This window comes from Patescibacteria group bacterium, from assembly GCA_018896645.1.
Classification (GTDB): Bacteria; Patescibacteriota; Patescibacteriia; order UBA2591; family JABMQE01; genus JAHIMF01.
In genome coordinates this window covers 1-24,264 of record JAHIMF010000047.1, presented here as the reverse complement: position 1 = coordinate 24,264, position 24,264 = coordinate 1, and the positions used below count along the sequence as shown (strand labels likewise).

The 24,264-nt window shown below is 39.7% G+C and carries 25 protein-coding genes and 1 tRNA gene; 20 read left to right on the top strand and 6 right to left on the bottom strand.

Features of this window, described 5'->3' with window-relative positions:
• From KKD20_03795 to KKD20_03780, 4 genes are all read right to left on the bottom strand, one after another.
• The coding region (locus KKD20_03795) for an adenine-specific methyltransferase EcoRI family protein (GenBank protein MBU4332217.1) at positions 1 to 262 on the bottom strand (262 nt) is incomplete at its 3' end.
• 104 nt (positions 263 to 366) lie between these two features.
• Entirely contained in the window at positions 367 to 1,212 is an 846-nt protein-coding gene (dinD, locus tag KKD20_03790; protein MBU4332216.1) for a DNA damage-inducible protein D, read from the bottom strand.
• A gap of 194 nt (positions 1,213 to 1,406) precedes the next feature.
• Positions 1,407 to 2,537, bottom strand: a complete 1,131-nt coding sequence (locus KKD20_03785; protein MBU4332215.1) for a Fic family protein — start codon at positions 2,535 to 2,537, stop codon at positions 1,407 to 1,409.
• 724 nt (positions 2,538 to 3,261) lie between these two features.
• A tRNA-Pro gene (locus tag KKD20_03780) sits at positions 3,262 to 3,338 on the bottom strand.
• A 131-nt stretch (positions 3,339 to 3,469) separates the two neighbouring features.
• Here KKD20_03780 and KKD20_03775 point away from each other — a divergent pair.
• The 3 genes from KKD20_03775 (at position 3,470) to KKD20_03765 (ending at position 6,787) form a co-directional block, all read left to right on the top strand.
• Entirely contained in the window at positions 3,470 to 4,480 is a 1,011-nt protein-coding gene (locus tag KKD20_03775; GenBank protein MBU4332214.1) for a type II toxin-antitoxin system death-on-curing family toxin, read from the top strand.
• A 51-nt stretch (positions 4,481 to 4,531) separates the two neighbouring features.
• Complete coding sequence (locus tag KKD20_03770; protein MBU4332213.1) at positions 4,532 to 5,863, top strand: replication-associated recombination protein A; 1,332 nt, start codon at positions 4,532 to 4,534, stop codon at positions 5,861 to 5,863.
• Positions 5,864 to 5,941: 78 nt separating this feature from the next.
• A complete protein-coding gene (locus tag KKD20_03765) occupies positions 5,942 to 6,787 on the top strand; it encodes a hypothetical protein (GenBank protein ID MBU4332212.1) in 846 nt (281 codons plus the stop codon).
• 234 nt (positions 6,788 to 7,021) lie between these two features.
• On the opposite strand, the gene KKD20_03760 is transcribed toward KKD20_03765, so the two are convergent.
• Both KKD20_03760 and KKD20_03755 read right to left on the bottom strand, forming a co-directional pair.
• Entirely contained in the window at positions 7,022 to 7,456 is a 435-nt protein-coding gene (locus KKD20_03760) for a hypothetical protein (GenBank protein MBU4332211.1), read from the bottom strand.
• Complete coding sequence (locus KKD20_03755) at positions 7,434 to 7,718, bottom strand: hypothetical protein (protein MBU4332210.1); 285 nt, start codon at positions 7,716 to 7,718, stop codon at positions 7,434 to 7,436. Before KKD20_03755 ends, KKD20_03760 begins: the two co-directional genes overlap by 23 nt.
• A 73-nt stretch (positions 7,719 to 7,791) precedes the next feature.
• Between KKD20_03755 and KKD20_03750 the strand changes: the two genes are divergently transcribed.
• The 17 genes from KKD20_03750 to KKD20_03670 all read left to right on the top strand — a co-directional run bounded on the left by KKD20_03750 (position 7,792) and on the right by KKD20_03670 (position 23,887).
• On the top strand, positions 7,792 to 9,195 hold the full coding sequence (locus tag KKD20_03750) for a L,D-transpeptidase (GenBank protein ID MBU4332209.1): 1,404 nt from the start codon (positions 7,792 to 7,794) through the stop codon (positions 9,193 to 9,195).
• Positions 9,196 to 9,275: 80 nt separating this feature from the next.
• Positions 9,276 to 9,737, top strand: a complete 462-nt coding sequence (locus KKD20_03745) for an NUDIX domain-containing protein (protein ID MBU4332208.1) — start codon at positions 9,276 to 9,278, stop codon at positions 9,735 to 9,737.
• The gene (locus KKD20_03740) at positions 9,737 to 9,886 is read left to right on the top strand and encodes a hypothetical protein (protein ID MBU4332207.1); all 150 of its coding nucleotides are present in this window, start codon (positions 9,737 to 9,739) and stop codon (positions 9,884 to 9,886) included. Before KKD20_03745 ends, KKD20_03740 begins: the two co-directional genes overlap by 1 nt.
• 104 nt (positions 9,887 to 9,990) lie before the next feature.
• Positions 9,991 to 10,587 carry an epoxyqueuosine reductase QueH gene (locus KKD20_03735; protein MBU4332206.1) on the top strand — a complete coding sequence of 199 codons (597 nt, stop codon included), beginning with the start codon at positions 9,991 to 9,993 and terminating at the stop codon, positions 10,585 to 10,587.
• Between the two features lie 17 nt (positions 10,588 to 10,604).
• Positions 10,605 to 10,958, top strand: coding sequence for a hypothetical protein (locus KKD20_03730; GenBank protein MBU4332205.1), 354 nt, complete (start codon positions 10,605 to 10,607; stop codon positions 10,956 to 10,958).
• Between the two features lie 75 nt (positions 10,959 to 11,033).
• Positions 11,034 to 11,546, top strand: coding sequence for a hypothetical protein (locus KKD20_03725; protein MBU4332204.1), 513 nt, complete (start codon positions 11,034 to 11,036; stop codon positions 11,544 to 11,546).
• A gap of 74 nt (positions 11,547 to 11,620) precedes the next feature.
• A complete protein-coding gene (locus KKD20_03720; protein ID MBU4332203.1) occupies positions 11,621 to 11,962 on the top strand; it encodes a hypothetical protein in 342 nt (113 codons plus the stop codon).
• 75 nt (positions 11,963 to 12,037) lie between these two features.
• Positions 12,038 to 12,781, top strand: coding sequence for a slipin family protein (locus KKD20_03715; GenBank protein ID MBU4332202.1), 744 nt, complete (start codon positions 12,038 to 12,040; stop codon positions 12,779 to 12,781).
• Positions 12,782 to 13,046: 265 nt separating this feature from the next.
• A complete protein-coding gene (locus KKD20_03710; protein MBU4332201.1) occupies positions 13,047 to 13,886 on the top strand; it encodes a hypothetical protein in 840 nt (279 codons plus the stop codon).
• A gap of 138 nt (positions 13,887 to 14,024) precedes the next feature.
• On the top strand, positions 14,025 to 14,864 hold the full coding sequence (locus tag KKD20_03705; protein ID MBU4332200.1) for a hypothetical protein: 840 nt from the start codon (positions 14,025 to 14,027) through the stop codon (positions 14,862 to 14,864).
• A gap of 104 nt (positions 14,865 to 14,968) precedes the next feature.
• Positions 14,969 to 16,237: a S1C family serine protease gene (locus KKD20_03700; GenBank protein MBU4332199.1), complete on the top strand. Its 1,269-nt coding sequence runs from the start codon at positions 14,969 to 14,971 to the stop codon at positions 16,235 to 16,237.
• Positions 16,238 to 16,285: 48 nt separating this feature from the next.
• Positions 16,286 to 16,750 (top strand): hypothetical protein, encoded by a 465-nt coding sequence (locus KKD20_03695; protein MBU4332198.1) that lies wholly within the window; start codon positions 16,286 to 16,288, stop codon positions 16,748 to 16,750.
• 206 nt (positions 16,751 to 16,956) lie between these two features.
• The gene (locus KKD20_03690; GenBank protein MBU4332197.1) at positions 16,957 to 17,493 is read left to right on the top strand and encodes an RNA polymerase sigma factor; all 537 of its coding nucleotides are present in this window, start codon (positions 16,957 to 16,959) and stop codon (positions 17,491 to 17,493) included.
• Positions 17,494 to 17,643: 150 nt separating this feature from the next.
• The gene (locus KKD20_03685) at positions 17,644 to 18,972 is read left to right on the top strand and encodes a hypothetical protein (GenBank protein ID MBU4332196.1); all 1,329 of its coding nucleotides are present in this window, start codon (positions 17,644 to 17,646) and stop codon (positions 18,970 to 18,972) included.
• A 145-nt stretch (positions 18,973 to 19,117) separates the two neighbouring features.
• Positions 19,118 to 19,417, top strand: coding sequence for a nucleotidyltransferase domain-containing protein (locus tag KKD20_03680; GenBank protein MBU4332195.1), 300 nt, complete (start codon positions 19,118 to 19,120; stop codon positions 19,415 to 19,417).
• Positions 19,410 to 19,748, top strand: coding sequence for a DUF86 domain-containing protein (locus KKD20_03675; protein ID MBU4332194.1), 339 nt, complete (start codon positions 19,410 to 19,412; stop codon positions 19,746 to 19,748). The genes KKD20_03680 and KKD20_03675 overlap by 8 nt, the downstream gene beginning before the upstream one ends.
• 269 nt (positions 19,749 to 20,017) lie before the next feature.
• Positions 20,018 to 23,887 carry a hypothetical protein gene (locus KKD20_03670; GenBank protein ID MBU4332193.1) on the top strand — a complete coding sequence of 1,290 codons (3,870 nt, stop codon included), beginning with the start codon at positions 20,018 to 20,020 and terminating at the stop codon, positions 23,885 to 23,887.
• Positions 23,888 to 24,264 lie beyond the last annotated feature (377 nt).

Genomic DNA, 24,264 nt, shown 5'->3' with positions numbered 1-24,264 from the left:
CTAACTGGGTATTGGCTACAGGAGAGGGTTTATAACTAGTGGTAATAAGTTGCTTTAATCCAAGTTTATTGAAATTAAGCACAAAATAACGAAAAAAATTACTCTCATACGGATCGTCGCAGTTGCAATACACTATCTTGCCGCGAAATACATCAGGGTTGAATTCCAAATACGCTTCAATCTCTTTTTGAATATCGCCATACTGCGTATAAAACTCATCGTTCTTCGCCCTTTTTGCGTTTGTAAGATTGCTGTTTGCCATATTTTTATTTTACCCTGTGAATTAAAATATCAAGTGAAACGCCGAGCGCGCCCGCGATTTTTTAACGGTATCAATTTTTCGTTTTGTGGTTTGTCCCGCCATAATTATTTTTTCAATTTTTTAACTGATTTGGGCAATTTTTTATCCTCGGATTTTAATTTTCGTTCAAGTTTTTTCGCGTCCTCTTCCGGCGGCAAAGATTCAGGATGAATTCCGCTTTTAGCAAGCATCTCCCGCATATTTTCATTATTCTTCACATGTTCGGAAGTAATAGGCATTTCTCCTCTTAATGCTTGGTCTTTTTTCACATTAAAGCTTGTAATCTCGGTGGCTAAATCTTTGGCTTTAATGGTAACGCCCGGCAGAAAATCCGCCAGCGGCCGTTTTTCCGGAACGCCGAGATTGCTTTTCATATCTTGAGTATTGTAGCCGCCAAACAAAGCCTGGTCGCCTTTACTGCGAATTCTGGCAAATCCCTGGCCGTCAACGCCTCGCTCAAACAAAACGCCAGAAAGAGTTTTTTCGGAAATAGAAAGTTTTTCTCGGGCATGCAGACGCTCCCACTCTGCCAATCGCTGTTCTACAATTTCCTGCTTGCGGGTTTGAACGGCAAAATAAGTCATTGCAAAAGCAATTTCATCTTTTCTCGGATCGCCATTTTGAGCGATAAGATAACAGGCATAGCGAGTTAGCATAATATCGCCAACTGGCCTCTGTCCGCCCTTGCCAATTTCTATCATCTTGCCGGCGTCGGCAAAATGATCGGAAACCTTTTGCTTGGCGGTTTTGCATGCTATTTTTGCCTTTTCTATTACGCCCTCAAAATTTCTCCATTGTTCATAACCCAGCAACCCCTGCAATTCTCTGGCATACCAAAATTCCACCCCGTCTTTTTCATGGGCGCAATCCTCAAAGTTTTTATGTAATTTAACGATTATTTGTTTTTCCATAGATTTGATTTATTAAATTTTAAATCCGACATTTTTCAGGCAGTTTTTTTAATTCCTCTAGGCAATCGCCTTGATTATTTTGTTTAGATATTTTTTGTCCATAACTATTTCCTTAACTCATCCCTCTGTCGCTGATGCTTCGGAAGGGCAAGCAAGCGAGATGGCGAGCGCTTATAGCGATTTTTGCCATAAAATTATTTATCAAACAGAGCCACATATTCATGCAACTCAAAAGACCGATTTCTTGAAAAACCGGTTTTTTCGGATACAATTCCTTTTTCTACAAATCCTTCTACAAGCCGATTCGCTGTTATAAACGCAATGTCGAGTTCTGATGCGATTTGATTGACTCCCATAATCGGCTGTGAAAAAAGTTTGAACAAAAGTTTCTGTCCAAGTTTAGCGCGTCTGCCCATGGACATTATTTTTTTCTCATATTTCTGACGCAGAATTACTATCTTCTCAAGGGTTTCTTTTCCCTTGGTCGCGGTATCAACGACTCCGGACAGAAAAAATTTTATCCATTGCTCTATATTATCTGATGAACGGACAAGGGTGAGCGAATCATAATATGACCCTTTGTTCCTCGCGAAAAAATCCGACAGATAGAGTGTCGGACGACGCAATACCCCTGCCTCAATTAATTGAAGAGTTATAAGCAACCGGCCAATCCTTCCGTTGCCGTCAAGAAACGGGTGAATTGTTTCAAATTGATAATGACTCATTGCTATCTTCAGCAAAAGAGGAATATCTAACTGCTTATTGTGCCAAAATTTTTCAAGATCAGAGAGCAAATCTCCTAGCTCGCTTGGATGCGGAGGAATAAAAAAGGCATCCTTTAGGTTTGACCCCCCAATCCAATTTTGGCTCGCGCGAATCTCTCCAGGTGTCTTGCGCTCTCCTCTCGCGCCAGACAGAAGAATTTTATGCGCGGATTTAAGGAGTCGCATTGATAACGGCACATTATGCAGTTCTTTGATTGAAAAGTTTATCGCTTGGATGTAATTTTGAACTTCTCGCCAGTCATCTCTGCGCTCGGGTTGAATATCTTCCTTTGGAGAGAGGACCTCATCAATCCCGGTTTTAGTACCCTCAATTCGGCTAGAAGTGGTCGCTTCTTTGGCAATGTGCATTCTAATGAAATAGTCCACATCAGGCACAAGCGTTGAATAGGCATTGAGTTCGCCCAAAAGACGCATTGCTTCCGCAAGCAAGATGCCAACCTTTCTGTCTTCCCATTCAAACAATTTATTTATAGGAAAAGGACTGAAACTCTTATATTCCAGTTGCTGTTTATATATACCCGCTTTGAATGTTTGCTTCATATCTGTAAGTATGATTATTTATATTTACACTTTAGCATATATCTGAAAATAAGCAAATTTATATTTTCACTTCAATTATCGCCGTTGCGTGATTAAATCGCCATATTTTTATTTTATTAACTCATCCCTCCTTCGCTAATGATTCGGGAGGGCAAGCAAGCGAAACGCCCAACGCGTCCGCGATTTTTTTAACGGTATCAATAGTGGGGTTTTACGTCGCGCCTGCTTCAATTTTGGCAATGGTATGAAAAGCCAAGTTGGCCCTTTTTGATAAGACATCTTGAGAAATACCGATCTTGTTTCGGTATTTTTTATGTTTTCTCCGATTGTGGTTTTTTCGTTTGACATATTCGTATAGTTTTACTATGATAGTTAGCAGGCATACAAAATTTTAACTATCTGCAAGTTAGTATATGAAATTTTTACGATTTAATCAAACGAAATTAGGGAATTCCTTGTCGTTGCCCGCTCCTTCGCTATCGCCTCTGCGCAAGGCTATGGCGAATTTAAAAAAGCTACGGCGAGCAGGCGCGCGCGGGTTGGGCGGGTCAAGCCTGCCTGCCGATAGGCAGGGGCAACATCTTCTTTGGCGGCGCGTTTCGTTTTGCGAAATACAGCCTCCAATTCCGCCGAAAAAAAGGGCAGTCCCCGCCTTCGCCTGGCGGCTACGGACGGTCAGGCGAGCGAGCAAACTCTTTCTCCTGAAAATTTGAAATGTCTGAATTGGCCGGGGGTAGCCGGACTTGAACCGGCAACCCCACGAACCCGAATCGCGCGCCTTACTAGTTAGGCCATAGCCCGTAAAATTAGCTTAACGCAATTTTATTATCGTTTCCAGCTATTTTGCTGGATTTTTTAATCCCAAAATGTTAAAATAAACCCACAAAGGACGCGCAAGTGAATAAAAATTATCTGAAGCATTAGCTAATTTTATGTTAAAAAAAAGAAAAATTGAAAAATTAAACAAAGGTGAAATAATAATTTACAAAACCTCCAAAAAAGAGGTTGAGTTAAAGGTGCTTCTAAAAGAAGAAACTGTATGGCTTGACGCGCGTCAAACATCACAAATTTTTGGCGTGAATCGTCCAGCAATTGTAAAACATATAAATAACATCTATAAAACAGGTGAGCTTACTAAACATTCAACATGTTCCGTTTTGGAACAGGTTGCCGCTGATGGAAAATTTCGTAAAATGAATTTATATAATCTTGATATGATTATTTCAGTTGGTTACCGCGTTAATTCGCAAAAAGCCACTCAGTTTAGAATTTGGGCGACAAGAGTTTTGAAAAATTATCTACTGAAAGGATATGCGATAAACGAGAAACGGCTTACGGAAGCCCAAAATAAATTTCAAGAATTGCAAACAACTATTTCTTTTCTACAAAGGCAGGCAGAAAAAAAGCAACTAAAAGGCAATGAAAAAGAAATTTTAAATTTATTGGCGGATTATTCCAAAACTTTGTCGCTTTTAGAGAAATACGACAAAAATAAATTAAAAACGGGAAAAGGCCAAAAGGCAAAGTTTGTTTTGGAATATCAAAATTGTTTAAACATAATTTCTGAGTTGAGAAAAAATTTGATTGCCAAAAAAGAAGCCGGCGATATTTTTGGCATGGAAAGAAACAGCTCATTTGAAAGTGTTGTTAAAAATCTTTACCAGACCTTTGGTAAAAAAGAATTGTATAGAAGTTTAGATGAAAAATCAGCGCATCTTTTGTATTTGACTATAAAAGACCATCCTTTTGTTGACGGCAACAAGCGCATTGGCTCATTTCTGTTTGTCTATTTTTTGGATAAAAATAATTATCTTTTTCGTAAAAGCGGAGAAAGAAAAATAAATGATAACGGTTTAGCCGCGCTGGCGCTTTTAATAGCTGAAAGCAATCCAAAAGAAAAAGATGTTTTAATAAAAATTATTATCAATTTGTTGAATGACTAACTCTAAAATATTAGAATAAATCCGTTAATCTGAATGATAAATAAATGCCAAATGATAAATAATGACCTATTTTCCCAAAACCTGCAAAAAGACGCTCCATTAGCCGACCGCATCCGCGCCGGTAAATTTAGCGAATTCGTGGGCCAAGACGAGTTAATCGGCAAAGATAAACTTTTGCGTCAGGCAATTGAAAAAGACCAAGTCCCCTCAATGATTTTTTGGGGACCTCCCGGCTGTGGCAAAACCACATTGGCGCGGATTATCGCAGAAATAACTAAATCATCTTTTATTCAACTCTCCGCCGTCAACAGCGGAAAAAGCGAGCTTCAGAAAGTTATCATTCAAGCTCAAGAAAGCCGAAAATTCCAGAACCGCAAAACAATTCTCTTTGTTGACGAAATCCATCGTTGGAATAAGGTTCAGCAGGACGGCTTATTGCCATATATTGAAAACGGAACCCTTACTCTAATCGGAGCGACAACTGAAAATCCCAGTTTTGAAATTATCTCTGCTCTGCTTTCAAGATGCCGGGTTTTTGTGTTGAACAAATTGGAGCCGGAACAAATCGCAAGTATTCTAAAACGCGCAATCAAAGATGAAAAGGGTTATAAAAATTTTAAAATTAAAATCTCGCCAGCTGTTATAAAATATTTGTCCGAATTAGCGGACGGCGACGCTCGGGTCGCTTTAAACGCATTAGAATTAGCAATTAAGTCGGGAATACCGGCTGGCGCGCGATCTCCGAGCGCGCGCCAAAGACAAACGTTACTAAAAGCGTCCAACTCAAAATCAGTGTCAGAATATATCGTTATCAACAAAGAAAAAATCCAGCAGGCCTTGCAAAAAACCCATCTGCTTTATGACAGAGCAGGGGATGAGCATTATAATATTATTTCAGCCCTGCATAAATCAATGCGCGGTTCCGACGCGAACGCGGCGCTCTATTGGCTCGGCCGGATGTTGGAAGCCGGGGAAGACCCGTTATACATCGCTCGCCGCATCGTGCGATTCGCCAGCGAAGACATTGGGCTCGCGAATTCCCAAGCCCTTATCCAGGCAGTCAGCGCTTATCAGGCCTGCCATTTTATTGGTATGCCGGAATGCGAACTTGCCTTGGCTCAAGCCGTGGTTTATATGGCAAAATGCAAAAAATCCAATGAATTATATACTGCTTATGGAAAGGTAAAGCAAGACATAAAAAACACCCCAAACGAGCCCGTGCCCTTACATATTAGAAACGCTCCAACCCAGCTTATGAAAGAGCTGGATTATTCCAAAGGCTACAAATATTCACCGGATTATGATTACAACGAGGAGCAGGAGTACTTGCCCACTAAACTTAAAAACCGCAAATATCTTAATCATGATTCACGAGGCGCATAACACGAAACAAAATAGTCAGGGACGAATGGATATGCACATATTAACCTTGATAAATGAAAATATTTTTCTTAAAGATCCGTGTCTAACAAAAAAAATTTAAAACTAGACTTCTTCTTTTTCGAAGTCATCCTTTTCCTCCTCGTCCAAATTTTTGGGCTGTTTTGCGGTTTGACTTTTTCTAAAATGCCAGCAAGCAGGCAAGCCCTGGTTCAGCAATCAGTTGAGCCAATCACCTGGTGGTATTTTATTATTTATTTTTTGGTTGCTTCGCTAGCGCTTTATTTGGCAGTCAAGTTTATAAAAGGTAAAAAGCCATTTAAATTTTTTTATGTTTTTTTGCTTTTCTTTGGCTCCTTTTTTGTTTTTAACATCTGGTTTGATGAATTTATATCAGCCATTTTTTCTTTCCTAATTTTACTCCTGCGCTATGCTTTTCCCCGGGTGCTGACGCATAACCTGGGGCTTAGCCTGGCAGTTGTTGGCGCCAGCGTGGCCTTAGGCTTGTCAGTTAAGCCGAGCCATGTGATTATAATTTTAATCTTTCTTTCAATCTACGATATGATTGCAGTTTGGAAAACCAAGCACATGGTAGCCATGTTTAAAGGATTGGTTCAGCGGGGGGTTTATTTTGCGATTATTATTCCCAAAAGGATGAGGGGTTTAGCGACCAGAATGTCGCAGACGCAAGCCAGTCCAGACCATATTTTTTTAGGAACCGGGGATATAGCCTTCCCAATTATTTTCGCGGTCTCGGCCCTGCGTCAAAGTTTAGTAGCTTCTATCTTAATCATAGTTGGCGCTTTACTAGGTCTGGCTTTTATTCATTTTGTGTTTCTAACCCGGCCCGAGCGCAAGCCAGTGCCGGCTTTGCCGCCGATTTCTGTGGGGTGTATTCTTGGCTATATATTTTCATTTTTCATTTGACATTTTTCATTTAGCATTTACGACGACGGAGTAGCGCCCGAAATCAGAGTTGGAGTAGCGCCCATAGCGATAGCGGAGGGCGCGCTTGTTGACCGCGAGCGCAGCCTCCGCTTTCGCTTCAGCTGCTAGTCCGCTGTCCGTTACAATAAAAAAAATGGCAAGCGCATGCACTAGGCACACACCTGCCAGGTTCAAGGAGCTATTCGCAGAGTCGACAGAGTAGTTTCAGCTCTGTCAGCCTATGGTTTCCGTATAAATGCCGGCCCCCTCAGCCTCACACATTAGTTTCCCGTCTGGAACCCCATCGGTTGAAGCCATAATGTTAAACCCTTCTTCGTCGGTCTTTTGGACTAAAACTTTAGTGGCCAGCTGTTCTTCACTTTCAACTCCGTCAAGCCAAGTTACACTTGGATAAGGTTCCCAAGAGCCATCATCGCTTTGTACTTCAATTTTCCTTACCACCAGCACTTCATTGCCGTCTTTCCCGCATAAGGCGGGGTCATACTCGCAATCGCATGGTAACCTTGCTAAATCTTTATCATCAAAACGAATGGTAACCTCTCCTTTTCCACCCCTTAAAAAATCCCTTATTTTTGCTTGCATATCTAATTTCTCCTCCTTGTTTTGAGTGTTGCCTGTTTTCAATTCATCGTTTGAAGAAATCCCCAAAAAGGTCGTCGAAAGGATTGCCCTCACTAGGTTTACTTGAGCTTACGATAAATATCGTACAGTCACTAGCAATCCTTCTTGTTAGATATTTATTGACATCCCTAACTTCAATATCACACAGGTGGCTTAAAAGTTCAGGAGACAGTCCTACGGACTCCATGGCTCTTTTTTTTAAATTCGCCTTACTTAAGTTGCCTTCAATGCAAATAGAAGCCCATGCCTTCCCTTTACCTATAGTATTAACTACTGATACCTCGGCCATTTTTTTCTCCTTTCGGTTAGTAGAAAGTTTTACATCGTGAACAATATCAATAACTTATCGTAAAGTAACATAAATGTCAAGAGTACGACTAGAAAATAAAATATTGTTAATTATCTTTGTTTTCTTTTTTATATTGCCGAATAATTTTGTTTTGGCCGCTTTCACGCCCCAAATAAAAATTTTTAATTCTCATTTAAACTTACTAAGCGAGCATCCCCTGGGTAATCTTTCAAGTTTTGACATCACCCGCCTTGATTTAGGCGGCGACGGCATTGACGAAATCGCCATTGCTAGCGGCGAGTATAATCGGCCAATGGTTTATATTCTGCGAGTCGATGGCACAGAAATTAATCGGTTTTTAGCATACGGGGAAGATTTTGAGGGCGGAGTTAATATTACAGCTTGCGATTTAGACGGGGATGCTAAAGATGAAATTATTACTGGCGCGGGTTTTGGAGGCAGCCCCCATGTTAGAGTTTTTAATGGTTATGGTCAGCCAAAACTTACAGTTGGATTTTTCGCTGGTGATGAGCAGAGCCAGACTGGCGTCAAAGTGGCTTGTGGCGACATAAATCGCGACGGTAAAAATGAGATTATCACTGGTTGTCTGACTAATAAGGGTGTTAGTATAAACTTTTTTGCCAAAGAAGGTAATTTTTTGGGTGGCGGATTTATAGTTTCTGATTTAAAAAAAGATTTTGATTTAGAAACCGTTGACTTGGGCGGGGACGGAGTTTCGGAAATTATTGTGGCTGGCGGCAAAGGCGAGAAGCCCTGGGTGAAGATTTTTCGGGCTGATGGGAGTTTGATTAATGAATTTATGGTGTATGGAGATGATTTTTTTGGCGGTATTAATCTGGCTTGCAAGGATAAAGATGGTGATGGCAGAGAGGAAATTATTGTTGGCGCCGGACGCTTGGCTGGTCCGCATTTGCGTGTTTTTGATGGTTATGGTAGTTTAATGAATGAATTGTTTGTATTTGATTCCAATTTTCGGGGCGGAGTCCAGTCTGTTATTGGGAATTTTGATAATTTAAATATTGATCAAGAGATTTTATCAGTTCCAAATTATACGCCGGTTGGCAGGGAAGATTTAGAGAAATATGTAGAAATTGATTTATCAGAACAAAATTTGTCATACTATCAAGATGGATTGTTGTTGGGCCGAAATATAGTTTCAACCGGCCGCAGCGGCTATGAAACGCCAAAAGGCGAATTTTCAATTTTAAGTAAAAATTTAAAGGCCTGGTCAAAAATCTGCCATCTTTGGATGCCTTATTGGATGGAATATTATCAGAGTCCAAAAGGCTGGAATTTAGGTTTTCACGAATTGCCGATTTGGCCCAATGGAGCCAGAGAGGGTGAAAATAGCTTAGGTCAAAAAGTTTCTGGTGGTTGTATTAGGTTGGGGATTGGACCGGCGGAAGAATTATATAACTGGGCAGAAATTGGGACGCCAGTGATTATACATGAGTAATTTTCTTGATTCACGATTTACGTAATACGATAATTTTTTGAATAGTAAATAATGAATATATAAATAATAAATATTAAAGTGTGCCTCAAGAATATAGTGCCGGTGCCGTGATTTTTCATCGCGCCGGTGAAACAATTAAATATTTGCTCCTCCGCTATATTTCCGAAGCCACGGGTGAACCAGGATATTGGGGCTTTGCCAAGGGTCATATTGAAGCTGGCGAAGAAGTGAAAGTAACGGTGGTTCGGGAAGTTGAAGAAGAAACAGGATTAAGAAATGTTGTTTTTGTTGGTGATATCCTTAGCAAAGACGAGTATTTTTTTAGGAGAAAAGGACCAGCTGGCAAAACACAGACCGTGCATAAAGAAGTAATATATTATTTAGTAGAGAGCAAAACCGACCAAGCCGCAATTCCACCGGATTCTCACGAACATTGCGAGCTTGTTTGGTTGTCGTATGAAAAAGCAGTGGAAAGAGCAACGCATGAAAATTCAAAAATGATATTGGGCAAGGCAAATGATATATTGGTGCGTGGTACTTAATGTCATTGCGAGCCCTGAACCATGCGTTAAGCTTAGGTTCTGGGCGAGCGACAGTAGGATATGCCAAGCCATGGCGGCTTTGTCAAAAGAAGGACAAGGCAGATAGTAAAGACAAAAAAGAGCAAAGCAATCCCGATGATATCCTGTAGACAGGGAAAAGTAATAATGTCCACAGTAAATCTACGGGATTGCTTCGGTCGCTCCTTTCGTCGTTTCCTCGCGATGACAGTTATTTTTTAGTTTTTTTATGAAAATCCTTCTCCACACCTGTTGCGCCACTTGTCTGGCCGGCGTCATTGAGCAACTAAAAAACACGCACGAGGTGGCGTGTTATTTTTATAATCCCAACATTCATCCTATGGAAGAATATAAGAGACGATTAGCTGATGTGAAAAAATACTGTAAGAAATTGGGTATCCCTATGATTGAGGGTGAGTATGATAAAGAGAGATGGTTCAAGATAACTAAGGGTTTGGAAACAGAGCCCGAAGGTGGACAAAGATGCATAAAGTGTTATACAATGAGATTAGAAGAAACTGCAAGATTTGCGTGCGAGGTCAGGTCAAGGGACCTGACCCATCCAGAAAAAGGTAGGCAAGGTCCCTTGACCTTGCCATCAGGATATGATATTTTTGGCACCACCCTAACCACCAGCCCCCACAAAAAAGCTGAAATTATTAATCCAATTGGCGTAAAATTGGTTAAGAAATACGGCATTAAATTCTTGGAAGCGGATTTTAAAAAGCGCGACGGATTTAAGTGTGCGTGTGAGACAGCCGATAGGCAGGGATTTTATCGGCAGAACTATTGTGGCTGTATCTACAGTAAAACAAAAATAGCAAGTGCCTAATTACCAGTGACTAATCTATGAACGACGAAAGATGGCAAAACATAATATCAATGGTTAAAGAAAAATTTTCTCCAGCAGAACTTAGCTGTGAGGATATTGAAATTGGCCAAGATAAACATAATAATCCTGTCAAAGGCAAAATTGAGCGTGTTGAATTTACAGGACCTTTAGGCAAAATGAAACTGGAACGGACCACTAAACCGAAGGTTTTAGATAAACATACTTTATATTCAAACCGCGCTGGTTCCGATATGCGGGTGGATTATGTATATAGCGAAGACGAGGTTGTGCAATTTATGAATGCTTACAAATGGGATGAGGAAGAGGAAGGGTGGATTGAAATAGAAGCCAGTAGTTTAGCGGAACAGTAAATTTATGAAATTTATGTCATAATATATGTTATATTGATATAATGAACTATCATACCATCAAACTTATCTAAAATTATGATTCTCGTCATCTCTTTTCTCCACATCATATTCCTTGGCGCAATCGACGCCCTAATCAAGGGCAATATCGTTGCTTTGTATAATAATAACTGGCTGGCAGTTCCTTGGTATTGGAAAGATATTAATCTAGTCTATCCTATGCTGATTATTGGGGTTTTATTTGGTCTGGGAAGCGGGTTGTTGGTAATGTGGAAAACCAGGTGGGGCTGGAAATATTTAGTGATGCTTGGTATTTGGGCGGCTGGCGGTTTAGAAAGTTTGAGCTACTGGCTTTGGATTGTCCTGGCCGGCATTAAACAAGAAATGCCCTGGCTGCCGGATGATTCTCTTTTTTGGTGGTACCCCAAGGAAGCGCCTTGGATGAATAAACTCTTTTACTTAAAATGGCTCGGAGAAGGGGAGAACGTGACTCGCGAGGCAGTGCTTTACGGAGTGGTTATTGCTTTTTTTATTAATTTGGTGATTTATTTATATAAGAGGAGCAGGGAAGCAAGTGATATGTTGGAGTAATTTTTTGTTAATAGCACATTAGTTATTTTATGCTAATATTAGTCAAATAAACTAACATTTAACCAAACCCAAAAATGTCTTTGTTTCACAAAGAAGAATCAAAAAATAAATATATCAAGTATGGCATTTTAGGCGGGCTTTTAGAGGTCTTGTATATTTTAGTTCTCATTTCCGCTGGCAACGCAATTAACCATTATTTTCATCAACCAAACAACCAAGCATTTTTAATTCCAATGCTATTTTTAACCGTCTTTGTTTTTAGCGTTGCCGTGTCCGCGCTCTTAGTTATGGGTTATCCCACTTATTTGTTTTTTGTTGAAAAGAAGTTAAAGCAGAGCTTGATAACTATCGGATTTTCATTACTGACAATGTGCATTTTAGGGATCCTTTTGTTTGTTTTGATAGTTAGCATATAGCCCAATAAAATTACTAATTTACCACATTACTTAATTACTCAATTACTCAATTACTAATTGTTAACATAAAACCCTATGACCACAACCTACTACATCATCATCGCTATAGTCGTCTTCATTATCGCCTCCTTGCGCCAAATTAATCAGTACGAAAAAGGCGTAATGTTTACCATGGGGCGATACACCGGCACAAAAAGCGCTGGCTGGCGAATTGTTTGGCCGGTTTTTCAGCGCATGAAAAAAGTTGACATGCGCGTTAAAGCGGTTGATGTGCCGGACCAAGAAGCAATAACCAGAGACAACGTCTCGGTCCGGGTTAATGCCGTGATTTATTATAAAGTTAGCGACGCGTCCAAGGCGGAAATTGAGGTTGAAAATTTTTATTACGCTGTCTCGCAATTAGCCCAGACAACCATGAGAAATGTTGTTGGCGAAGTTACTCTTGACGAGTTATTATCAAATCGCGACCAAATTTCAAACCGTATCCGTGAAATTGTTGATGTCGCCACTGATCCTTGGGGCATCAAAGTTGATAATGTGGATCTTAAAGATGTCACTCTTCCGGAAGAAATGAAAAGAACCATTGGCAAGCAAGCCGAGGCCGAACGGGAAAAACGCGCTGTCATAATCAAAGCCGAGGGCGAGGTAATAGCCGCGGATAATATGAGCAAGGCCGCCAAAATACTATCAGAAAGTCCCGGAGCTCTGCATTTGCGCACCCTGCAATCCATCAATGACATTAGCTCTGATAAATCCAATACAATTGTTTTCACAATTCCATTAGAAATTTTAAAAGCGTTTTCCGGATATAAAGAATAGGCATTGACAGTGAGCCGTAAATTGGTAATATGTATCTGAAGATGCGCATCTTGGAGAGAACTTGATAAAAGTTAATAAAGTAGTTAATACAGTGGTTAATAAAGTTAATAATTCACTAGGTTTATTAACCCTATTCACTTTATTAACCTTATTAACAATAGCTTTATTAACCACTGTATTTACTTTATTAACTCTTGGATTTTCCAGCAGTCACCTTACAGATAATATATAGTATCCCACGCTTCTAACTTTTCAACATCACCCTATGACCAAAAAAATTCTCATCGTAATAGGAGGATTGATTATTATTGCTATCATTATCGGTTATTGGCAATATCCATTCACGACTAGCGGGTGTGAAAAATTAAACAAGAAAATTCAGATTGAGATCAGCGAAAATAGATACTGCGACTTGGCCGTTGATTGCTCTATTGGGGTTGACACTGGTTGTAGTTTTGATTGCCAGGGATTTTTTAATAGTAATCTTGAGCAGGGAAAATTAGAGAAAATGGTTTCTCGATACCAACGTCGTTGTGAAGAATGCGATGAGCAGTGCTTTTTAGATGTTGCTCAGCCAGCCTGCTTGGACCATTCTTGCGCTGCTAGCGGCAGGAAAGCGGTTATTAAAACTGAAAAAAAAGAATACTTGAGCACCGATGAACTTAAATTAAATCTAGAAAAAAATGTTGCCGAGGAATTACATTATAGTTTCCCGATTTCTCTTTGCCTGCGGCCAGTGATCATGCGGCTTGAGGAATATGATGAAGAGACTAGCGAATGGCTAAGCGGCGGGGTTGGACTTTTATTTGACGGATCGAAAATCGTTTTTTATAAAAGCCCGGACAACTGTTCAGTTTATAAGATTAAAGACTGTGAGCCAGAAAAGGCGAGTGAGTTTATTAATGAAGAAATCCTAAATATTAATGAGAATAAAATATACAATGTTTTGCTTGAAAGAGTAGAAAAATGTGGCGAGAGCGGCGAAGGAGACCCCAGGGCTCTTTCGGGTCGTTTGCGAATAGCGTTGTATTATGAAGATGGCGAGGGCAAGGGCGAGCAGATATACTCTAACGAGTTTCTCGTGGGAATAGAGAAAAAGGAGTAAACTATCAGCTTATCTATTGGCTTTGGCTGGTGTGGGATTGTTAAATTGTTACATTGCTTCGTTGTTTTAGTATTGAGGAATGATGGGCCAAGTGATATCGTAACAATTTAACAATGTAACAATGAGACAATGAAGTTTATGTCAATCGTATTCATCCGTATTATTCCTCTTATTACCTCACTTTTGGTATTGCTCAGTTTTGAGCTAATTTTAGCTAAACCAAGTTTGATTTGGATTTTAGGCGCTTTCGTTTTGATTCTAGTCTTTGGCGCCACTTTTTTAATTTCAACAAAGAAAATAAACAGGAAGTTCTGGCGGTTTTTATTATCGCCTTTTTTATTCATTTTTTCTTCTTTAATTTTTTTTATCTTCTTTATCTCGGAAAGTGTTTTTCTGAAGCATTTTTTAATAGCTATGATAGCAGTGATTTTGGGTATAATTCTGGAAAACACCTTTAGATTTTTTTATGATCGAAAAATCTTTTTTAGTTATTCGTTGGACAACCTTTTTCATTACACAAATTTGTTATCTCTTTTTTTGTTTTTTTCCGGGGTCTATTCAATAAATGTTTTTTTTGAGGTTGCCGCTTGGGTTTTACTGCCCTTAGTTTTTCTGGTAATGCTGGCCATGAGTTATCAAAATTATTGGGTTTGCGAAGCTTTTAGGGCTACCCCGCAAGCAGTTGATTTGGCGGACAGTTTGCAACAAAAAGTTGCCGCCCTGATTCATAGGAGTCAGGTCGAGTCCAGGCTATATATTTTAATACCCGCTCTTGTTTTGTTGGAGATTTTTTGGGTAGTTTCTTATTTGCCAACCAGTTTTTATGTTAATGGTTTTTTTCTAATTTTAGTTTATTACGGGATTACAAACATTATTAGGGCGCGTTTGCAAAATACTTTTGAAAGCGGGGTGGTTAAGCGCTGCTTGGTCTGGGGGGTTGTTGCTTTAGCAATAATTTTATTTACAGCCCGTTGGTGATGTAGTATAATAAAAATACAAGAATATAAAAATATAAAAATAAACGGGACGAGATGAGTTTTTATTATTTTATTATTTTATTTTTATATTTCATTTTGCAATTCATGTCTAAACAAAAGGAAAAAGTTAATAAAGAAGAAAGGAATTCAGATATTATTGATGAGGTGTATAATGCCAATGATTTTAATCATTTGCAGGTGCCGTCAAAAATCAGCATTAAGACCATAGTTATTTGTCTGATTTTGTGTGTAGTTTTAAGTTTATTATGCGGCTTATTGGGAGGCCTTTTTATTTTAACCTCGCAAAAATTGACTATTCCTTTTGTCGCCACTTGGGATTTAAGTGAAAGGCTGCCAAAACGGGAAATTACTATCCAAACCCGGGAGGAGATTACTATTACCCAGGATGAGCACATTACCGAGCTAATGGAACAATTGGGGCCCCAGTTGGTTAAAATTTTTTCTAAGCAAGACGTTAGCAGCCTTAATGTCATTGACCAGATTAATTTGGACAAGAAGGCGCTTGGCCGGGGCTCAATTTTAACTAATGATGGCTGGGTGATGACAGTGAATGGGGTAGCGGAGGCAGGTCAAGAATATTTGGCGGTCACTTCTGACAACCAGACTTATTCTATTGAAAAAATAGTGGAAGACCCGCTTACGGGCCTAGTTTTTTTAAAGTTGGCTAGCGCTAGCAAAAATTTTTCTGTGATTAAGTTAGCCGAAGAAGTTGCTTCTGGCGAGAGAATTTTGGTTTTGAAAGATTCAAAGGCTTTAGAAGTGAGCTATGTTAATGACATTAAATATCAGGATATTAAAATTTCAGAAGATCTAATTATGTCTGCAGAAAAGCTTCAAGAGTTCATTTTATTAGGCAAGGACTTTGACCCTGGGTTGGCTGGCGGGCCAGTGATAAATTTTGACGGTTCAGTGGTTGGCGTTTTGCGTAGTTTAGAGGCCAGAACCACAGAGGAAGAATCAGACTTAGTAATTGAGGAATTGATTAACACAGCCATTTCTGTGGATTATTTTAAAAGCGCCATAGATCAACTTCTAAAGTTTGGAGAAATCAGGCGGCCCAAGCTGGGGGTGGAGTATTTGAATTTGGCACGCGCTTCTGGTATTGTTAATTCCAGGTTTAAAGATTATAAAAAAGGCGCTTTGCTTTATGGCACGCCTGGTTTAGGCACCGTGGCCAGAGAGGCTGGCCTTAAGAACGCTGATGTAATTAGCAAAGTTAATAATGATATTGTCAATGGCCGCTATAGTTTAACCGAGCTCATTCAGCAGTATTTGCCCGGAGATGAGATAGAGCTCTTTTTTATGCGGGGCGAGACGGAAAAGGTGGTGAAAGTGAAGTTGGGGGAGATGTGATTGAAAAATAAAATTTGACTTATTTCTAAATAAAGGTACAATAAAATTATGAACAAACAAGACTTAGGACAAATTAAAAAAATAGTTGGAGCTGAAGCTCAAAAAACTAGAAAAGAATTTAGGCAGGAATTCAGAACTGGCCTAGAAACTACCAGCAAAGAACTTAGGCAGGAATTCAAGAGTGGCCTAGAAACTACCAGCAAAGAACTTAGGCAGGAATTCAAGAGTGATATAAAGACTTTAAGAAAGGATTTAGTGGCGGATATTAACAATTTGTTGGAGAACAACATTATGCCGGCTCTTGATCAAGTTGATACAGATATAGCAAGGCTGCCTAATAAAGAATACATAGACAATAAATTATTTGACCTAAAAGGAGAAATAATTTTACTTCATAGAAAAGAAGAAGAGCGTTTTGATTTGTTGGTTTCTTTTTTAAGAGAGGCTAAAGTTTTATCAGATGTCCAAATTAAGAAATTGTTGGAATATAAATCTCCCTTTCAACTTTCTTAACTGGCGAACTTATCTACAGTTTGGTTAAGACGTTGGATGTCCTACAGGATATCCAACGTCTTTTATCAGACATCTTTATTTTATAGTTGTATCCTTGTGAAACCTTAATTTTTTTGTTATTATAAAATTAAGTATCTTAAAATTAGCTAACATTAGCTCAAATTTAATTTTTTTGTAACAAATTTATCTTTTTTTCGTCTAATATAATGAGAGTGAAATTTTTAGAGAAAAGACTCATCCGCAAGGTGCAAAATGGCGATGCAGAAGCATTTGCCCAGATTTATGATGAGTATATTGACAAAATATATAAATTTATTTATTTCAAGGTCAAAACCCCCCAAGAAGCCGAGGATTTGACCAGCCAAGTGTTCACAAAGATTTTAGAATATATTCTTTCCGGCCGCGAAATTGAGAGTATTCAGGCGTTGATTTATGCCACTGCCAGAAATCAGGTTGTTGATAAGTATCGAGGAAAGCTTCAAGAAGTGCCTCTAGACTGGGCCATAGCTAAGCAGGAAACAATATCCCAAGAACTGGAAATCACTGATGATTTCGCCAAGGTTGAGCAGGTTCTTAAAAAGTTGAAAGGCGAGGCCAGAGAGGCAATAGTCTTACGGTATATTGAGGAGCATTCTATCAAAGAAGTAGCGAAAATTTTAGGCAAATCAGAGGGAGCGGTGCGGACAATGATTCATCGGGCGATTAAGGATATTAGGGGGGAGATAGAGAAGATGGTGAGATAAGTTTGCTAACACTTGGTTTGATTAGTTTATTAGTTTTAGTTTATTGATTTATTGTTTTATTCAATAGACTAATAAAAACAAGGCAGCGAAACATCCAATAAATTAATAAATTAATAAACTAATAATAAATTTAATTAAATTAAATAAATAATGAAAGATAATCAAATAATCAGAAGAATTAAAAAACTGGAGAATATCCAGCCCAATAAGGCTTGGCGCGATGATTTGCGTCAGGACCTTATGGCTCAGGTGGGGGCGTATTCTAATACCCGTTCACCCGAGGAAACCGGCGGATTTTTGTTTTTAAAACAGATTGCAAGCAACTATGTTTTCAGTCTGAAGCACGCTTATGTGCCCGCATTGCTGGTTTTGTTGGTTGTTGGCGCTAGTTCTGTTTTTGCGGCCCAAGTCGCTAAAAATAGCCTTCCCGGGGAATTGTTTTATAGAGTAAAAATCGCTAATGAGCGGGCCCAGATTAGTTTAACAAGGAATACATCAAACAAGATGAAAAAAGAATTTGATTTTGCGGGCCGTCGGCTTCAGGAATTAAATACTATTGTTAAAAAGATTGATGAAGCGGATACAAAAGGAAGCCAGAAGGCGGTAGAAAATTTTCATCAAGAAATAACCAAAGTGCAGACACGGCTCGAGGAGATAGGAAGTAAACCGGAGAACTCTTCTCAAATGGTGAAAATAGCTAAAATGGTAGATGAAAAGACTTTAGAATTTGAAAAGTCATTAGCCGAAGCTTTTGTTGATAAAATTCCGGTCCAGGCTGAAGCTGCCATTTCAGCGGCTTTAAATACTTTGAATGACATTAATTTTAAAGCTCTGGGGATAATTGTGGAAGAGCAGGTTGCCAAAGGCGGAACCCAAGAAAACGAGGATTTAATCGCCAGGATAGAAGGCAGAATTAAAAAGTTTGAGCAAAGAATTGATTCTTTGGCTATTAGTGAAATCGGCAAGGGTGCTTTAGGTACTAAGTCGATTATTGGCGATGGTCAGGGTTTGCGGTTAGAAACCAGCAGCCAACTGCAGACTGCTAAAATTTTCTTGCAACAGGCGCGGGGATTTTTGTCTAAAAAGAATTTGAAAATGGCTTTAGATAGTATTGAAGAAAGCAATGGCATCACTTCTCAAATAGAAGAGTTGACTAATCCCAAATCAGAAAAAGCAGAAGAGGCAGTTTCAGCAGATGAGGTTCCAGAAGCAATGCCGGCCCAGGCAGAGGCGCCGACCGTTGAAGCCGTGAAAACAGACAGTCAGAATACTTTAGAAGTTCCAAAGGAACCTATTTTGGCGCCAGAAGAAGCAGAAGATATTAATATAAATGTTCCGGAGTCTCCTAAAACTTATCCACAGACGCAGGAAGACGGGACCAAAGAGCCTGATTTTTATGGGGGTCTGATTCAGGATAATTCTGCTAATGATAGCCAAATTCAAGGAAATATTTGGAAAACCAAGAAAATTGCTCCTTAGATTTGACTAAATTGTTAAAAATGGGTTATAATAAGGGAAAGTTAGGATGTTTGACAGCTGACCAATTTTTGGGTTATAGCGGTGTTGACGGGGGTTTGGGATTATGATAAGCTAACTCATCCATTATATTCTTAACATCAGAAATATGCTTACCAAAGAAGAAATATTAAAATTTTTGAAAGAGAACAAAAAATTTTTTAGGGAAAATTTTCAGGTAACAAAAATCGGTTTATTCGGCTCTTATGCAAGAAATGAGCAAGATGAAGCTAGCGATATTGATATTTTAATTGAGTTAGAGCGAACCGTTCCCGATATTTTTAATACAAAAAAAGAGTTAAGGAAATACATAAAAGAAAGTTTGGATAAGGAAGTGGACATAGGCAGAGAAAAGTATTTAAAACCCTATTTTGCTAATTATATCTCGAAAGAAGTTTTATATGCGTGAAAAGGATAAACTCAATTTGATTTCAATTTTAGAGGCCTTGGACAAAATTCAAAAATTTACTGAAGTTCTTGATAATGCTGATGATTTTTATAACGACAAAAGAAATTTTGATGCCTCGGTAATGAACTTCGTAGTTATTGGCGAGATGGTTTCAAGATTAAGCAAAGAATTTAAAAGGGAATACAATTATATTGATTGGTCTAAAATAAAAGATTTTAGAAATATTATTGCCCATGATTATTTTGGCATAGACGCAGAAGAAGTTTGGCAAATAATAAAGAATGACCTGCCGGGGTTAAAAAAAGAGATAAAGAAGATTATTAATCCATAAAGTATATTAAATATATTAAAAGGTCGACCTCTTTTACAAAGGAGGAATCAATAAATAAAAATAAAAAGTTATTTAATAATAAAAGCATTCCTAACTAATTAAAAGGTCGAGCTTCTTTTAAAAAGAAGTTTAGAGAATGCTAAACTTAATTAGAAGAAATTAAGAATTGCGGGAGATTAAATTATAAGAGTCTATTAAAGTCAATTAAGACTGGGGCAATTATGACGGTATCAAACGCTCTTAGTTTCTTTAAAGGAATTAATTATATCATGATAAAAAAGATTTTGTTTAGTTGTGTGGCTTTGGCTCTGGCAACAATGAGTTTAGCGTCTGTTACTCCGGTAGCAGCCGCGACTATTGTTGACGGAGATTTAGTGGTAACTGCTGATAGCGCGGCGGTTTATCTAATCTCTGGTTCAGAAAAAAGAGTCTTTCCACACTTGAATGTATATCTTTCCTGGGGCTATCCTTCAGATTTTAACACTACCAAAACTGTTAGTGCTTCTGATTTAGCTTCATATACTGATGGGACATCTATTCCTTTTAGGGATGGTTCTATGTTCCGCGGCACTTCCAGCTCTTTGCAAGGCAAAGAAGCCAGTTGCGTCTTCTATGTAGAAGGCGGCAAACTGCGGCCAATCTTCTCGGCCGAAGTTTATCAGGCCTTGTTTACCGACCCGGATTGGGTTTATGTTACTTGGGTGCCTGATGATCTTTTGACTAAGTTTGACTATGGCTTGGGCACTAATCTTGATTCCAGCGCTACTTATCCAAATGGCACTACGGTTCAATACGGCGGTAATAAATATTTGGTGTCTGGCGGCCAACTAAGGCAATTTGCTTCAGAAGCGGCTTATACTGCTAATCGGTATAATGCTAATGTTACTCCGGTTATTACAGTAACTGATATTTCCGCTTATACTCTTGGCGCTAATGTTACCGGCAGTGAATCTGCTTTAGTAACACCTGGCGCAGGCGCTGTTGTTACTCCTTCTACTGGAACTGGTTTAACTATTGCTTTAGCTAGCGATACGCCGGCTTCGGCCACCATTGTAAAGAATGCGGCTCGGGTAGCTTTTACTAAAGTTAACTTAACCGCATCTTCTGACGGCAATGTTGTTGTTAGTTTGAAAGTAGAAAGAACTGGTCTTTCTTCTGATTCTAATATCAGCAGTGTAGTATTCCTTGAAGGCAGTAAACAATTAGGCAATGAAAAGAGCTTTAACTCGGATCATCAGGTTCGTTCTGATAATATCACTGTTTCCGCGGGAACCACAAGGACTATTACAATCGCGGCTAATATGTACAGCACTTTGCAAGCTGGAGAAGTAGTTGGTCTTGATGTGGTAGCAGTTGTTACTTCAGCGACTGTAAACGGCGCTTTGCCGGTTGCTGGCAATGATATGACAATGAATAACACAATGGTTATTGGCGCGGTTACTGTAACACGCGGTGTTGATGACCCAAATGGCACAGCCACCAAGAATGTTGGTACAGAGGATTATATCTTTATTTCCGCTAAAGTAGCTGTTGACTCAATAGAAGCTTTTGATATTTCATTGATTGAATTTACTAATGCTACCGGTTCGGCCGCTGATGCTGACCTTGCGAACTTGGAACTTTTAGTTGATGGAGCTAAATATGCTGATGGTACAATGGTGAGCGGCGTAGTTACTTTTGACATCTCTGCTAATCCGGTAGCTATTGCCAAGGGCAAGAATAAAGAATTTAGTTTGCGCGGCGATATTGCCGGCGGTTCCGGCAGGACTGTTGTCTTTACTATTTATGACCGGATTGATATCCAAGCCAAGGGCCAAAAATACGGCTTTTATGATTTGCCGGATTATCCGGGCGCCACAACCGCAGTCGCATATTGGGATCCAGGCAATACAGTAACTATTGGCGCAGGTTCTTTGAGTTTTGGAGTTGGCGCTGACCAGGCCGCTAATGTGCCTGAAGGAAAAACTAGCGTGGTTGTTGGCACTTGGGAAATTAAAGCCACTGGCGAGAATGTAATTTGTACCACTGCTAAGTTTGATATTGATATTACCACTTCTACAACTGGCGCTATTGGGACTGATTTGACTAATGTTACGCTTTATGATGAGAATGGCGCGGCAGTTACCAGCGCGGTTGATGGTGTTGCAGACGCTGCTGCAACGGGAGACAATTCGGTATCATTTACCGATACGATTACTTTCCTGGTTGGCACCCATGTTTATACCCTGAAAGCGGACTTGTCTACTGATTTTGCCACTGATGACACGATTCAAATGGGTATTGACGCGACTTCGGCCAGCAACTGGACTTGCAAGGGCGAGCTCACTAATCAGCCGATTGCTGAAACTCCGGCTAGCGCGCAAACAGACGCTAAAGTTAGAACAGTGAAACCAGGCGCTTTAGCTGTTACCAATTCGGCTACGGTTCCTATGACTGGCGAGTATGTTGTTAAAGGCAATACTGTTGCAGTAGCAGAAGTTACTTTTAGCGCGGAAAATTCCGGCGAAGATGTAAAAATTACTAAGATAAGAGCCAGCGCCGCCGCACCGGCAAATGCGTCAGCGAATGAATTGCAGAACTTGAGATTATTCTTGAAAGAAGGCACTGTTAGAGTGGGCAGTTCCAGCGGCAGTTTAGTAGCGGCTGGCGCCGAAATAGTTGATGACAGCAGTTCAGTAAGTGAGTTTGATGAAACTACCGCGGCAACTGCTGATACGGCTGACTTTAATCTTACTGGCGCTAATGCCTTGTATATTCCGGCTGGCGGATCATTTACCGCTCAACTTAAAGCAACCGTCAGTAATAACTGCGGAGCTTCAGATACGTTTCTAGTAGCGGTTACCACTGGCATAGTAGTAACTGGCGTTACTTCAGCCACGGATATAACAGAAACATATACTGGAATTGGGCAGCGATTCAATATTTCAACCGGCGGCACCTTAACAGTTAATATCAGTTCTAACACTCCAGCAGCTGGTTTGATAGTTCCTGGCAGCAGCCAAGTAATCACGGTCTTTAATTTAAAGGCGAATTATGAGGATATCACGCTTGATAAGATTGCTCTTGAATATAATGCCACAAGCTCCGGCGCTTCGGCTGACAATTCTCCAAACGATATAGACCGGATTTATTTGACTGACAGCGCTGGCACTGTTTACGGCAGTGCCGACGGTTATGCAGTAAGCGCGACATCAACCTTGATTCAGAATTTGTCAGGCGCGACTAACAAGTTTATAGTGCCTAAAGACGGGAATAAAGATTTGTATGTCAGAGCTTCTATCAATCCGATTAGAGTAACTGCAACGATTGCCACTTCCGGGCATCAGGTTGGATTTAGGATTTCCGGCGCTCTTAGTACCAGCGGTTCGTATGTTGCGGGCAAGAGCGATGCTTCCTCAGAGATTTTAGCGACTCGAGGCACAGGCATTAATCTGCCGGTTGGCGCTAACTTATACTTGAGAAAAGGCATGCCGATTGTTACTTTCTATGGAGCTAATTCTTCCGGTTCCTTTAGCGGCACTGGCAGTCAGTTGTCCAGCAGCGCCGGGGAAACAAAGACCGCTTATTACTTCAAAGTAGCGGCTGATACCGCTGGCGGTGATATTGCTTTGTTCAGCGTAGTGTTTGATGTAGCGACCACTACTGCCACGGCGACTAGCTTCTTGTGGTATGACATAACAGAAGATTCGGGTACGGTATTAGATAATGCTAATGCGACGGCTGAAAATCTTGAGCCTCACACCCAGTATCGTTTCTATGTTGACAGCGCTCTAGATGCCTCTGATGAAGTCGGTAGAAGGATTAGCACAGCGGCGCCGCACACCTTCAAGCTTACGATGACCGCTAAGCAAGATGCTGTTGAAACTGATGATAATATCACTATTACGCCCCTTGGCGACGCCACGCAAGCTAAAGGTAAAGTAGATTTTCCTGCTGATGTAAATACTTATTACGCTCCGACTAGCACTGATATTTTGATTGATTCTCAAGCAATTACTTCTTCTACGGCGCACTTTGTTTGGTCTGATGGTTCTTATGACTCGGATTACGCCACCTCAACCGCGCAATGGTATAATGGTTATAAAGTAAGCGGATTGGATGCAACGAATACTTCATATCAGGTGATATTTGTTGACTAATTGTTAAGATAGATTGAATAAAAAGGGCTCCGGTTTTACCGGGGCCCTTTTTGGTTTGCCATAAACTTAATAGGGTTTGCCTTTTTTTTATTTGGTGGTATAATAAAAATACAAGAATATAAAAATACAAGAATACCGCTTTTCGTTTATTTTTATATTCCTGTATTCTTGTATTTTTATTTCTTTTTTGCTGGTTTTTATGAGGATTTAGTGAATCAGGCAGGTTTTATAAATAACAAAGTTAATACTTTATGAATTTTAAAAAGAATAATTTAATAATAGTTTTGACGTTAGCAATAGTTATAGCGGGTTTGCTTTATTGGGGCGGCGGCCTTTTTGTGTCTGAAAGAAAAAACATTTATTAAATTATTCTTTTT

Bases quoted from the DNA above. Each gene is read 5' to 3' on its own strand.
- dinD (MBU4332216.1), bottom strand. From the start codon at position 1,212: ATGGAAAAACAAATAATCGTTAAATTACATAAAAACTTTGAGGATTGC.
- KKD20_03785 (MBU4332215.1), bottom strand. From the start codon at position 2,537: ATGAAGCAAACATTCAAAGCGGGTATATATAAACAGCAACTGGAATAT.
- KKD20_03775 (MBU4332214.1), top strand. From the start codon at position 3,470: ATGTTAAAAAAAAGAAAAATTGAAAAATTAAACAAAGGTGAAATAATA.
- KKD20_03770 (MBU4332213.1), top strand. From the start codon at position 4,532: ATGATAAATAATGACCTATTTTCCCAAAACCTGCAAAAAGACGCTCCA.
- KKD20_03755 (MBU4332210.1), bottom strand. From the start codon at position 7,718: ATGGCCGAGGTATCAGTAGTTAATACTATAGGTAAAGGGAAGGCATGG.
- KKD20_03750 (MBU4332209.1), top strand. From the start codon at position 7,792: ATGTCAAGAGTACGACTAGAAAATAAAATATTGTTAATTATCTTTGTT.
- KKD20_03740 (MBU4332207.1), top strand. From the start codon at position 9,737: ATGTCATTGCGAGCCCTGAACCATGCGTTAAGCTTAGGTTCTGGGCGA.
- KKD20_03730 (MBU4332205.1), top strand. From the start codon at position 10,605: ATGAACGACGAAAGATGGCAAAACATAATATCAATGGTTAAAGAAAAA.
- KKD20_03725 (MBU4332204.1), top strand. From the start codon at position 11,034: ATGATTCTCGTCATCTCTTTTCTCCACATCATATTCCTTGGCGCAATC.
- KKD20_03720 (MBU4332203.1), top strand. From the start codon at position 11,621: ATGTCTTTGTTTCACAAAGAAGAATCAAAAAATAAATATATCAAGTAT.
- KKD20_03715 (MBU4332202.1), top strand. From the start codon at position 12,038: ATGACCACAACCTACTACATCATCATCGCTATAGTCGTCTTCATTATC.
- KKD20_03710 (MBU4332201.1), top strand. From the start codon at position 13,047: ATGACCAAAAAAATTCTCATCGTAATAGGAGGATTGATTATTATTGCT.
- KKD20_03705 (MBU4332200.1), top strand. From the start codon at position 14,025: ATGTCAATCGTATTCATCCGTATTATTCCTCTTATTACCTCACTTTTG.
- KKD20_03700 (MBU4332199.1), top strand. From the start codon at position 14,969: ATGTCTAAACAAAAGGAAAAAGTTAATAAAGAAGAAAGGAATTCAGAT.
- KKD20_03695 (MBU4332198.1), top strand. From the start codon at position 16,286: ATGAACAAACAAGACTTAGGACAAATTAAAAAAATAGTTGGAGCTGAA.
- KKD20_03690 (MBU4332197.1), top strand. From the start codon at position 16,957: ATGAGAGTGAAATTTTTAGAGAAAAGACTCATCCGCAAGGTGCAAAAT.
- KKD20_03685 (MBU4332196.1), top strand. From the start codon at position 17,644: ATGAAAGATAATCAAATAATCAGAAGAATTAAAAAACTGGAGAATATC.
- KKD20_03680 (MBU4332195.1), top strand. From the start codon at position 19,118: ATGCTTACCAAAGAAGAAATATTAAAATTTTTGAAAGAGAACAAAAAA.
- KKD20_03675 (MBU4332194.1), top strand. From the start codon at position 19,410: ATGCGTGAAAAGGATAAACTCAATTTGATTTCAATTTTAGAGGCCTTG.
- KKD20_03670 (MBU4332193.1), top strand. From the start codon at position 20,018: ATGATAAAAAAGATTTTGTTTAGTTGTGTGGCTTTGGCTCTGGCAACA.